Origin of the sequence: Acrocarpospora macrocephala, assembly GCF_009687865.1 — a bacterium.
Classification (GTDB): Bacteria; Actinomycetota; Actinomycetes; order Streptosporangiales; family Streptosporangiaceae; genus Acrocarpospora; species Acrocarpospora macrocephala.
Genome location: NZ_BLAE01000007.1, coordinates 98,506 through 111,908 on the forward strand (window position 1 = coordinate 98,506; position 13,403 = coordinate 111,908).

At 69.7% G+C, this 13,403-nt stretch carries 2 protein-coding genes; both read right to left on the reverse strand.

Features of this window, described 5'->3' with window-relative positions; translation table 11 throughout:
* Positions 1–464: 464 nt before the first annotated feature.
* Positions 465–6,290, reverse strand: a complete 5,826-nt coding sequence (locus tag Amac_RS06305) for a type I polyketide synthase (protein WP_155353362.1) — start codon at positions 6,288–6,290, stop codon at positions 465–467.
* Positions 6,283–13,014 (reverse strand): type I polyketide synthase, encoded by a 6,732-nt coding sequence (locus tag Amac_RS06310; protein ID WP_246268121.1) that lies wholly within the window; start codon positions 13,012–13,014, stop codon positions 6,283–6,285. Before Amac_RS06310 ends, Amac_RS06305 begins: the two co-directional genes overlap by 8 nt.
* Positions 13,015–13,403 lie beyond the last annotated feature (389 nt).

The following is a 13,403-nucleotide window of genomic DNA, read 5'->3' on the forward strand; positions in this document are numbered from 1 at the left end:
TGACGCAGCCCACGGCGGGTTACCGAAGCTGATCATCAGCGGCGTTAACAACTGCCCTGGCAGCCAGCACGTCTTCGGTCGACGTACGGCCACCACGCCGGCAACGCCGGCTCGACCTTGCGCCTGACCGGCCACATAGTCGGCCGCTATGTCCGCCTCGGTGAGACCTCCTGCGTGTGCCGAAAATTCATCCAACAAATCCCAGGTCAACGGCCTGGGATTTTCGTTTCGAAGATCGTTGACCATGGAATCGGGAGCAAAACGGAAGCACACTGCTCCCGGAAGATCAAGACCCCTACCCCGATCGGTAGCGGTCTGCCCAGTTTTGCCGGGTAGAGGTCACCCCGAAACCGCGCTGGGAAGGATCTGAGGGCCGTCGTCGCAGGCGGTCCGCCAGATCCGGCGAGCGAAGTTGGAGCGGAGCAGCCCGCCAGCGCGGGCTGGTGTAGGACACCGCGTCCGACTCAGTCGAAGGTGGTCCGGATCCAGTCACGTATCAGGGCCGCTGTGTACGGGGCATGATCCTCCAACATGGTGAAATGGTTGCCGCGGGTGATGACGGTGGTGTCGTCGAACGGCCAGACGGGTTCCCAGTCTGCCGGCCAGCCCTCCAGCGGTTCCCCCGCACGCACGAACAGCACGGGGATCGGCAGATCAGTGAGCGTCGGATCGAGTGTCTGGTAATGCGGCGTGGCGGTGATCCAGCTGTCGTCGCCGGACATCACGAATGTCGGGTCCTCCAACCGGAGCTCCAATTGCTCACCCAGACCGGGTAGCAGTGGGCCGATCCGGCTGAACTCGCTGGAGTCGTAGCTGTCCAGCACGACGACACCGGCCGGCGGGGTGCCCTGGTCGCACAGGTACCGGGCGAGCATGTGAGCGATCAGACCACCGGACGACAGGCCGGTGAGCACGAACGGCCGCTCTCGCAGTTCCGCACGCAGACCGGCTGCGTGCATCTCCAGCAGCACATCCTTGGTCTTCGGGAGCGCCTCGCCATCGCGGAAACCCGGCTGCCGCAGCGCCCAGACGTCTCGTTCACCCTGGAACGGCTTTGCCAGGCGGGAATACTGCACCGGATCCGACGTGCCAACGACCGCGGTGACACAAACCAGTGCCAGTCCTTGCGGGCCCCTTGCCAGCCGGACCGGTCGGGGGATCTCAGGCAGCTCGTCCAGCGAGGTGAAGAACGTTCGTGATTTCTCCCATCCGGCCGCCCTGGCCCGGAGGAACCGCTCTCTGACGGTCTCGCTGTCCTCTTGCGTGGCCGGTTCGTCCTCGCCCTGGGCCAGCACCTTCATCAGATGCCCGACCAGCAACAGCGGCGTTGGATGGTCGAAGGTGACGGTCGGCCGCAGCCGCAGGTCGAGTGCCTCGGTGAGGTGGTTGCGGATGCTGACCGCAGCCAGTGAGTCCACACCCATCTCCAGGAACTTGGCCTGCGGCCTGAGCTCGTCCGTGCCGTGGTGCCCGAGGGTCACCGCGACCTTCTCCAGCACCAGATCGAGCAGGGCCCGTTCCCGCTCCGGTTCCCCGAGCAGGTCGAGCAGCTGACGCTGATCCCCGTTCGAAGCCTCCGGCTGGCTCACCAGCTCCCGCAGCAGGGGCCTGGCCTGGCCACGCAGGTCGAGCCGGGCGGGCACCAGCACCGGATCGGCCAGCTCGACCGCGGTGTCGAACAGCGCCAATGCCTCCTTCGTGGACAGCGAGTCGGTCGCCGTGTCCAGATGGCGGGTCATGTCACTGCGTTCGGCCCACAGGCCCCAGGCAAGCGACACCGCGGGAAGTCCTCGCGCGCGCCGATGGTGGGCCAGTGCGTCGAGCACAGCGTTGGCGGCGGCGTAGTTCGACTGGCCCGCGCTGCCCACGGTGGCGGCAGCCGAGGAGAACAGCACGAACGACTTCAGCGGCAGATCCTGAGTCAGCTCGTGCAGGACGAGCGCCGCCTCCGCCTTCGGCCGCAGGACAGCGCCGAGGCGGTCCTCGGTCATGGTCATCACCACGCCGTCGTCGAGCACCCCGGCCGCGTGGACGACGATCGTCGGCTGGTGTGCGTCGAGCAGCTCGGCCACCTCTGCCCGGTCCGCGACGTCGCAGGCGGCCACAGTGACGGTGGCGCCCAGCGCGGTGAGTTCGTCCCGCAACCCTGGCGCGTCACCCCGGCGACTGACCAGGACCAACTGTCGCACCCCGTGCACAGTGACCAGGTGACGGGCCAGCAGCCCGCCGAGTGTGCCGGTCCCACCGGTGATCAGCACGGTGTCCTCAGCCCCGGCGAACTTCGCCGGCCCCTGTGGGAAGGCCCGCACCAGGCGGCGTGCCAGCAGCTGCCCGCCCCGCACGGCGACTTCCGGTTCGTTCGAGGCCAGGGCAGCGCTGATCGTCAGTGGGGTGATCTCGTCGGCGTCCAGCAGGACGAACCGGCCGGGTTCCTCGGTCTGCGCCGACCGAATCAGGCCGATGACGGCCGCGCCGGCCAGGTCGCTGACGTCGTCGCCGGTCCTGGCCGCCACCGCGCCCGAGGTGAGGAACACCAGCCTGGACGCGGCGAACTCCGGACGCGTGCTCCATCGCTGGGCCAGTCTCAGCGCGCGGCCCGCGGACTCCCGCACCGAGCCGCTGGAGCCGGGGACAAGCACCGCGCCCGGCGGTGGCAGACCCGCGGAGACCGCCTTCTCCAGTTCCGCCAGATCCGGAAAAACGGGGAAGTGGTCGGTCTCGAGACCCACGGCCGCGACTGTCTCCGAGGCGACACTGCTCGCCGCGCCCACCTCGACCCACTTGTTCCGGAACAGCGCGTCCCGCGGCGCATCGCTTCGTACGGCAGCTGATCGCAGCACCAGCGAGTCCACCGACAACACCGGCATGCCCGCGCCATCGGTCACCGTCAGCCGCACCCCGTCATCGACCGACCCGCTCAGCCGCACTCGCAGCGTCGCCGGTTCAGCTGTGTGCGCGGTCACACCGGTCCACACGAACGGGAGCACCGGTCCTTCGCCCGGTGCTGCCTCGCCGCTGAGTCCGAGAGCGTGCAGAGCGGAATCCAGAAGTGCCGGGTGGACCACGAAGCCGCGTGCGTCCACCGGGCACGCCACCTCGGCGAAGACCGCGCCGCCGCGCCGCCACACTGTCCGCAAACCTTGGAATGCGGGGCCATATCGCAACCCGTGCCCAACCAGTGCGGCGTAAAGGCCGGTGTGCGGGACCACCTCCGCGCCGGCGGGTGGCCACTCCTCGAGCATCTCGGGCTCGGCGTGCGCCGGACTGAGCACGCCCTCGCCGTGACACACCCAGCGCGCACCGTCCACTTTCGCATGGAGGGTCAGCCCACGGCGCCCGGTATTGTCCGGTGCACCGACACGCAGCTGGACCGTCGCCGCACCGTCGTCCGGTAGAACCAGTGGCCGTTCCAGGGTGAGTTCCTCCACCGTGGCGCAGCCTGCCGCGGCGCCCGCGCGCAATGCGAACTCCAGCCAGGCGGTTCCGGGCAGGATGACCTCATCCAGCACCCGGTGATCAGCCAACCACGGAGCCGACGCCACCGACAGGCGCCCGGTCAGCACCAGCTCGTCGCTGTCCGCCAGCTCCACCGGCGTATCCAGGACAGGATGACCAACGCTTTCGGACTTACGCGGGGTCAGCCAGAACCGCTTGCGTTCGAACGGATAAGTCGGCAGCTCGGTAAATTCGGGCGCTTCCGGGCCTGCCCAGGCAGTCCATTGCGGACACAGACCGCGGACGTACAGCTCGGCGAGCGAGGCGAGAAGCGCTCTGCGGCCGTTTTCCCCTCGGCGCAGCGATCCCACGACCACGGCCTTGTCATCGACGGCCGCCCGCATCGCCGGGACCAGCACGGGATGCGGGCCTACCTCCACGAAGAACGAGTGTTCCGGCACCGCGAGCCCGGCGACTGCCTCGTCGAACCTCACCGGCATGCGCAGGTTCCGGTACCAGTACCCGGCATCCAGCTCGGTCCCGGCGAGCACGGCACCGGTTACCGAGGAGTGGAATGGGAGGTCCGTGGCCTTCGGCGACACCGGTGCCAACTCGGCGAGGACGCGGTCGCGGATGAGCTCCACCTGAGGCGAGTGGGACGCGTAGTCCACCGCCAGCTTCCGCACCCGCACACCGGACTCGGCCAAGCCCGCCAGCAAGGCATCGAGCGCGTCGGTGGCGCCGGCGACCACCGCCGACCCCGGTCCATTGACCGTCGCGATCGACAGCCGCTCGCACAGTCGGTCCCGCAGTTCGTCCGCAGGCATCTCCACCGAAGCCATGCCGCCACGGCCGGACAGTGCCGTCAGCACCTTCGCGCGCCGGGCGACCACCAACGCGGCGTGCTCGAGGGACAGCGCGCCGGCGACGTAGGCGGCGGCGATCTCCCCCTGGCTGTGCCCCACCACAGCATCCGGCTCGATGCCGCAAGACCGCCAGAGGCCAGCGAGGGAGACCATGACCGCGAACAGCGCCGGCTGCACCACGTCCACTCGCTCCAGCGAGGGTGCGCCCGGCTGCTGCCGCAGCACCGCGAGCAGGTCCCAGTCGACATGTGGCGCCAGCGCTTCGGCGCAGCGGTGGATGTCCTCTCGGAACGTCGGCGACGCGTCCAGCAGGTCTGCGGCCATTCCCGCCCACTGACCACCCTGACCGGGGAAGACGAACACCACCTTGCCCATCAGGTCCGCAGTGCCCGTTATCAGGCCCGGTACGGCGTCACCCCGGCTCAACGCGGTCAGCCCGGGCAGGGGATCCGGGTCGAGCACCACGGCACGACGCTCGAACGTACTGCGGGAGGTGACCAGCGCCTGCGCGATACCCGAGGGATCCCTACCGTCCACATGTGATAGCAGCTGCCTCGCCTTGGTGCGCAGCGCGGAATCGGTCCGAGCCGAGAGCACCCACGGCAGTGGCCGCGCTGGGCCGACGGCCGGCGCTTCGGCGGGCGGCGCCTCTTCGAGGATCACGTGGGCATTGGTGCCACTGATACCGAACGCGGACACCCCGGCGCGCCGAGGACGGCCCGCGCTCGACTGCCAGGGGCGGCTTTCTGTGAGCAGTTCCACCGCGCCCGCCCCCCAGTCCACATGCGACGACGCGCTGTCCACGTGCAGCGTCTTCGGAAGGGTCTGGTGGCGCAGCGCGAGAACCATCTTCATCACTCCGCAGATGCCGGCAGCGGCCTGCGTGTGCCCGATGTTCGACTTCACTGACCCGAGTACCAGCGGGGTTTCCCGGTCACGGCCGTAGGCTGCCTGCACCGCGGCCGCCTCGACCGGGTCGCCGAGCCGGGTTCCCGTGCCGTGCGCCTCGACGGCGTCCACATCCTGGCTGCGCAGCCCCGCGTCGGCCAACGCGTCGCGGATGACGTGCTGCTGTGCGAGCCCGTTGGGTGCGGTCAGCCCGTTGGACGCCCCGTCGGAGTTGATCGCGGTGCCCCGCACCACGGCGAGCACCGGGTGGCCATGGGTGAGGGCATCGGTCAGCCGCTCGACGACCACGACCCCGGCTCCCTCGCCCCATCCCATACCGTCCGCGGCCTCCGCGAACGCTTTGCACCGGCCGTCCGCGGCCAGCGCGCCCTGGCGCTGGAAGACGGTGAACACGCTGGGCGTGGCCATCACCAACACGCCCCCGGCCAGCGCGAGATCGCATTCCCTCGCGCGCAGCGACCGGACTGCTAGATGCAATGCCACCAGCGAGGACGAGCACGCGGTGTCAATCGAGACCGACGGGCCCGTCAAGCCGAGCAGGTAGGCGACTCGCCCGGACAGCACGCCCGCGGAGGTGGCGATCGCCAGGTGGTCACCGTCCTCGTGGTGGTTGCTGGGCTCGCCGAACAGACTGCGGTAGTCCTGGTCGCTGGTCCCGGTGAACACCCCCGTCCGCGAGCCGCGCAGGGACATCGGGTCGATTCCGGCCCGTTCCACCGCCTCCCACGAAATCTCCAGCATCAGTCGCTGTTGCGGGTCCATCCACAGGGCCTCACGGGGACTGATTCCGAAGAAGCCCGCGTCGAACCAGGCCACGTCGGAAATGAACGCCCCCGCGCCGGTGAACTCCTCTGCCCAGCCACGGTCGGTAGGAAACGGCGTGACCGCGTCCCGGCCGGCGTCGATCAGCCGCCACAGTCCGTCCGGGTCGTTCGCCCCACCGGGCAACCGGCAGCCCATACCCACGATGGCGATCGGCTCGTGTGCGCTCGCCTCGACCGCACGCAGGCGTTCCCGTGTGTCCCGCAGCGTGGTGGTGAGGCGCTGCAGGGTGTCGAGTAACTTGCGGTCGTCAGTCATCGAGACGGTCCCTTGCTGCCAAGTCGAGTTCTTGTTCGGCGCGGCTCAGCAGGGTGTCGAGATCCGCCGTCTCGAGCTCCTCCTGCACTGGGCGTTCAGGTTGCGCAGCGGCCGGGGCCGGAGCGAGTTCGGCGTCGAGGTAGCCGGCCAGCGCGGTGGGCGTGGGATGGTCGAACAACGCGCTCGCGGGCACCCGCAGTCCGGTCACCGCACTCAGCTGGTTGCGCAGCTCCACCACGCCCAGGGAGCTGAGCCCCTGCTCATGGAAGGGTTTCCCAGGCAGGATCGCCTCGACCGAGTCGTGCCCGAGCGCCTGGGCGGCGTGGTGGCACACCAGATTGCGCAGCGCACGGACACGCTCGGCCTGCGATACTCCGGCCAGCCGCCGGACAAACGAGGAGACCTCCGCGGACGGCGCAGCGGCCTTGCTCTGCCGCGCTTCGGACAGGTCCACGAGCAAGGGGCTGTGCCGGGTGGTCGCGAACACCGAAATGAACCGGGCCCAATCGACATCCGCGACCACCAGTCCGGACTCGTCCTGTGCGAAGGCCAGGTCCAGCGCGGCGATCGCCAGGTCCGGGTCGAGCACCGTCATGCCGTTGCGGCGCAGTCGCGCGGCCACGATCTGCGCCTCCGCCCCGTCCACCGCCATGCCACCGGCCCCCCACGGTCCCCAGGCCACCGACGTGGCCGCGAGCCCGTCGGCGCGACGTTGTTCTGCCAGCGCGTCGAGGTAGGTATTGGCTGCCGCATAATTGGCCTGGCCGGCGTTGCCGACCGCGCCGGTGGCGGAGGAGAACAGCACGAACGCCTTCAGCTCTCCGCCGGCGAGCTCGTGGAGGTTCTTCGCGCCTGCGACCTTGGCCCGCAAGACTCGCGCGAGCCGTTGCGGGTCCAGCGCGTCGATCACGCCGTCGTCGAGCACCCCGGCCGCGTGCACGACCGCGGTCAGCGGGCGGTCCTCGGGGATCCCGGCGAGCAGGGCTGCCACCGCTTCCCGGTCGGCCACGTCGCAGGCGGCGACGTCGACCTCGGCGCCGAGCGCGGTCAACTCGGCGACCAGCTCGGGATCACTCGCATGCCTGCCTGTCAGGAGCAGTCGTTCGATGCCCTTAGCGGCCAGCCACCTGGCAAGCTGCCTGCCCAGCGCGCCGAACGCGCCGGTGATGAGCGTGGTACCGCGCGATGGCCAGTCGCGTCGGGGTCCAGTTCCGACCGGCGCGTGCAGCAGGCGCCGGACGAACATCCCGGAGGCGCGCACGGCGACCTGATCCTCCGCGGAGGAGAGCACACCGGCCAATCGTTCGGCCGCCGGTGAATCCACCGTGAGTGGTAGATCGACCAACCCGCCCCACCGATTTGGGTGCTCCAGCGCCGCGACCCGGCCGAATCCCCACACCATGGCCTGCACCGGGCTGCTGAGCCGGTCACCGTGGCCCGTGGACACCGCTCCCTGTGTCGCGCACCACAACGGCACTTCGAGTTCGGCGTCCCCCATGGCCTGGATCAGCGCGGTGGTCAGCGCGAGCCCGGCGGGTACCTCGGCCGTTCCCGGATGCCCCCGCTCATCCAGGGCCAGCAGGGACAGCACCCCGTCGATCGGTTCGCCGTCACTTACGGACGACGCAAGGCGCTCGGCGATCTCCGCGCGGCCCGCACCGATACCGATGGGCAGCGTCTGGGCGCCGAGCTTGTCGCCGAGTGGTTCTGGCACGGGTAGGTCCTCGGAGTGCACGATCAGCCAGTTCCGCAGGCAGGCGGCCTGGTCCGCCCCGGGTTGCCAGGCGATCCGGTACCGCAGCCGGTCCATCGCGGCTTCCCGGTCATGGCTGCGTCGCCACCGCGCCATCGCGGGCAGCAGTTCGCTGAACTTCCGGTCGGTGCTCGTGCCCAACAGATCGGTCAGGCGCTGAAGGTCGTCGCGCTCAACGGCCTCCCAGAAGGCCGCGTGGGTCTGCTGGGAGTGGCTCTCGACCGCGTCGGGCATCAGCCAGAACCGCTTGCGCTGGAAGGCATACGTCGGCAGGTCCACTCGTCGCGCCCCGCTGCCGGCATACCACGCCGGCCAGTCCGGCCCGTGGCCACGGACATGCAGCGCCGCGACGGCGCCGAGCACGTCGTCGCGGCGCAGGACGGGGATCACCGCCGCGTCGGCGGTTTCGGTGAGGCAGTCGGCGGCCATCACGGTGAGCGTCGTTTCCGGTCCCAGTTCCAGGAACGTGTTGACGCCCTCGTCTTGCAACGTCCGCATCCCGTCGAGGAACCTGACCGTGCCACGTATGTGGCGGACCCAGTACTCGGGCGAACACAGCTCGTCGGTGGTGGCCAGCCGCCCGGTCAGATCGGACACGATGGGGATCTCGGGTGGGTGGTAGGTCAGGCTTTCCGCGACCGCGCGGAACTCGTCGAGCATGGGATCCATCAGGGAGGAATGGAACGCGTGGCTGACCTGCAGGCGCCTGGTCTTGCGTCCCTGGGCTCGCAACCGCTCCGCCAGCGCGACGACCGCCTCCTCGGTCCCGGAGATCACCACCGACCTGGGGCCGTTCACCGCTGCCACCGACACATCCGGGGGCAACTGCGCGACCTCGTCCTCCGAAGTCGCCACCGCGTACATCGCGCCGCCCTCGGGCAACGCCTGCATGAGCGAGCCCCGCGCCGCGACCAGCGTGCACGCGTCCCGCAGGGACAGCACTCCGGCCAGGTGGGCGGCGGCCAGCTCACCGATGGAATGCCCCAGCAGCAGATCCGGCCGGATACCCCAGCTCTCGAACAGCCGAAACAGCGCCACTTCGAGGGCGAACAGGCCGGTCTGGGCGAATTCCGTCCGGTCGAGGTGTTGCTGATCCGTACCGAACACCGTCTCCTTCACCGGCAGGCCCAGCCCGGCGCACACCTCGTCGAATGCGGCGGCGAAGACCGGATACGCGGCATACAGCTCGCGTCCCATGCCCACTCGCTGGCTCCCCTGACCGGTGAGCAGGAAGGCCAAGCCGCCCTCGGCTACCACGCCGACAATGAGGTCGGGGTCGGGTTTGCCCGTTGCCAGCGCGGTCAGCGAGCGCCGCAGCCGATCCCGGTCACCGCCAGTGAGCACGGCCCGATGCGCCAGCGCCGACCGCGTCGTGGCCAGCGAGAAGCCGACGTCGCGCTCGCTGAGATCGGGGTGGGCGTCCCAATGCGCGGCCAGCCGGCCCGCCTGGGCGCGCAGAGCCGCTCCCGAACCGCCCGAAACTGTCCACATTGGCCAGACGGACGCGACGGGCTCCGCCATGGTCTCCGCCTGCGCGGGTGGCTGCTGAAGGATCATGTGGGCATTGGTCCCGCCGATCCCGAACGACGACACGCACGCCCGCCGGGGCGGGCCGTGATCAGGCCACGGCATCTGCTCGGTGACCAACCTCAGTCCCGCGCGCCAATCCACGTGGGAGCTGGGCTGGTCGATGTTCAGGGTCGCCGGGACCACGCCGTGCCGCATTGCCAGCACCATCTTGATCAGCCCGGCCGCGCCTGCCGCGGCCAGAGTGTGGCCCAGATTGGACTTCAAGGAGCCCACCAGCAGCGGCCGGTCCGGCGGCCGATGCGCCCCGTAGGCCGCCAGCAGAGCGCCGGCCTCGATCGGGTCACCGAGCTTCGTGCCTGTGCCGTGCGCCTCCGCGACGTCCACGTCCGACGGCCGCAGCCGGGCGTCAGCGAGTGCGGAGACCAGCAGCCGGTGCTGGGCGACGCCGTTGGGCGCGGTGAGCCCGTTGCTCGCTCCGTCCGAGTTGACCGCCGACCCCGTGATCAAAGCGAGAACCGGATGGCCGTTGCGGCGCGCGTCGGAGTACCGCTCCAGCACGAACATCCCACCGCCCTCGGCCCAGACGGTGCCGTCAGCGCCCTCGGCGAACGGTTTCACCCGTGCGTCCGGCGCGAGCCCGCCCTGGCGGCTGAACTCCACGAACACCATCGGTGAGGACAGCACGTTCACCGCGCCCGCCAGCGCCAGCGAGCACTCGCCACGGCGCAGCGCGGCGGCGGCGAGGTGCAGCCCGACCAGTGACGACGAGCATGCCGTGTCGATGGACAGATTGGGCCCCTGCAGCCCGAAGGTGAACGAGATCCGGCCGGAGGCCACGCTGGCCGCGGTCCCGATCGCCAAATGCGGACGCGCGGTCCAACCGGCGTACCCGGGGCCGATGCCATAGTCGTTGTGGCTCAACCCGGCGTAGACCCCGGTGTCACTGCCGCGCAGCGCGGCGGGGTCGATGCCGGCCCGTTCGAACGCCTCCCAGGACAATTCAAGCAGCAGCCGCTGCTGAGGGTCCATCTCGAGAGCCTCGTGCCCACCGATGCCGAAGAACGCGGGATCGAACCCGGCGGCGTCGTGGAGGAACCCGCCCTTGCGCACATAGGTCGTGCCCGGCCGCTGTCGTTCCGGGTCGTACAGGGCAGCCAAGTCCCAGCCGCGGTCCTCCGGCATCGACGAGATGACGTCACGACCCGAGACGACCAGCTGCCAGAGGTCCTCCGGCGACTGCACTCCGCCGGGGAACCGGCAGCTCATCCCGACGATGGCGATCGGCTCGTCGGAACCGCTCCGGCGCGGGACCACGGCAACCGGCTGGGACGCGTGGCTGTCCAGGTGCGCGGCCAACTGGTTCGGGGTGGGGTGGTCGAACAGCGCGGCCGTGGCGATCTTCAGCCCAGTCCGCCTGCGCAACCGGTTCACCAGTTCCACGGCGGCCACGGAGTCCAGTCCGAGCTCGACGAACGACCGGCCCGGCCGGTAGCCGCCCTTGAACATCGCCTCGACCTCGGTCCGGATCAACCTGGGCAGATCCGTCGGCCGGGAGGTGGCACGGGCGGGCTGGATCGGTTCGGTCGGCAGGTGCGTGCGCCGGCCGCCCCAGCCGCGGAAGACCTCGGGCCAGTCCACCGGGACACCGTGGGTGTGCAACTCGCCCAGCGTGCCGAGCACGGCGTGCGGATCGGACTCGCCGCGCAGCGCGGCGGTGACGAGCACGTTCCCGGCAGCGGACTCGGGCAGTGTCTCCTCGACCAGCGCGGCGAGCACACCACTCGCGCTCATGTCCACGTAGGTGTCGACGCCCGCCGCGTCGAGGCTGGTCACGCAGTTGAGGAAGTGCCCGGTCCCGCGTAGCTGCGCGCCCCAGTACTCAGGACGGCAGACCACGTCGGGGTCCGAGCCGAACCCGGTGTGCACCGGGACGAGCGGGATACGCGGCGGCCGGGGCGAAAGACCACGGGCGAATTGCTCGAAGTCACCGGCCATCGCGGCCATGTGTGGGGAGTGGAAAGCCCGGTCGACTGGCAGCTGCTTCACCTTGCGGCCACGATCCGACCACAGTCCGGCGATCCGCAGCACGGTTTCCCGGTCCCCGGACACGACCACGGAGTTCGGGGCGTTCACCGCGGAGATCCCGGCCAGGTGTTCGAGCCCGGACAACGATTCCAGCGCCTCCGCCTCGGTGACGCGCATCGCGATCATAATGCCGCCGACGGGTGTCTTCTCCCGGAACAACCTGATCCGCTCGGCCAGGAAGGCGCACACATCAGGCAGCGAGTACACCCCGGCGGCCGTCGCCGCAGCCAGTTCCCCAACTGAATGCCCCGCCACGAAGTCCGGGCGCACGCCACAGTGCTCGAACTGGCGGAACAGCGCCAGCTGGACGGCGAACAGCGCATCCTCGGTGTACAGCGCCTCGTCGGCAGGTGCGACCTCAGTGCGGCCATCGCCGAGCAGCAGACCGCGTACCGACCAGGTGGACACCGCGTCCAGGTGGTGGCACACCTCGTCGAGCGCGTCGGCGAACACGTCGAACATCGAGTACAGCTCACGTCCCATGCCCGCCCGCTGCCCGCCCTCACCGGGAAAGAGGAAAGCCACCTTGCGCCCAGTGCCGGCCTTCGCCGTGCCACCCCTGCCAGCCGCGACTTCACCGAGTCCGTCGGCGAGCTCCGCGCGGTCACTGGCGAGGACTACGGCCCGATGCGGTAGGTGCGGCCGTGCGACCGCCAGCGTGTGTGCGGTGTCCAGCAGGTCGGGGCTGCTGGGCTCGGTCAGGTGGACGCGCAGGCTTTCCGCCTTGCCGCGCAAGGTCTCTTCGCTGTCGGCCGACAGCAACAACGGCAGCGTCCGGACCCCGGGCCTGGTCGACGACGACGGGCGCGCGGGTGGTTCTGACAGCACCAATGCGCAGACCGTTCCGGCGTCGTCCGCGGAGCAGAGCACCGCGGTCAAGCGGCGGTTCAGGTCGATCGGAGCGTCAGCGACGGGAACCTGCCTGCGGTTGAGCAGCACTGGCATCTCCAGGAGAGCCGTCACCGCGTCGTCCTCGCCGCCCGGCTCGTCGCCGTCGAACACTCTGTCCAGCGCAGCCTTGCCCGAGTGGTACCCGCGCCGCCACAGGAACTGGATGCTGTCGCGGTGCACCTCGGCGCGAGCACAGGCCTGCTGTGCGACCCGCCCCCGGCCCAGCGCGCTACCGTCGATCACGCAGTGGATCGGGTCACGGTCGGCCACCGCGGCAGGCATCGGCTTCAGCAGCAGGAATCCGCTGCTTCCACCGGGTGAAACCACCCCGGCGAGCGCGAGTTCGGACTCGCCGGCGTGAATGCTCTGGCAGGCCAGGTGCACCACCCCGGCGGGCTGGATGTCCAAGGTCACGGCGGGCCCGAGAGCACCCAGTCGGGTGGCGATCAGGTCGGCGTGCGCCATGGCGAACACACCGGCCGCCGTATTCCGAAGCCGTTCCGGAGCAACTCCAGCATTTTCCAGCGCCCGAAATACTGCTTCGTCCGGTGGAATCGTCGAGGGGCTGTGTGACAAGCCGATAACCGCGACTGGCGCCGGGCGAGCAGTACTGCCGGTCTGCATAGAACCACCTGTCCTGATCATTATCGACGGAAGTCGTTTCTGAACGCAGGCTGTCGAGCATGGTCCTGGGACGCCACCGAATATCGGCCCTGCCCAGGTAGCGGCACGTAGCGTTCTAGAGTGTAGCCAGCCAGACAAGCGCGTCCAGATTCCAATATGAGCAGGTTCGCGGGTCTGGTGAATTCCTTAGTATTTCCATCGCCAGCTTGTCGCCATACACATCCGTGTGA

Excerpts from the sequence above, each read along its gene's own strand:
- Amac_RS06305 (WP_155353362.1), bottom strand. The coding sequence starts at position 6,290 with ATGACTGACGACCGCAAGTTACTCGACACCCTGCAGCGCCTCACCACC.
- Amac_RS06310 (WP_246268121.1), bottom strand. The coding sequence starts at position 13,014 with ATGGCGCACGCCGACCTGATCGCCACCCGACTGGGTGCTCTCGGGCCC.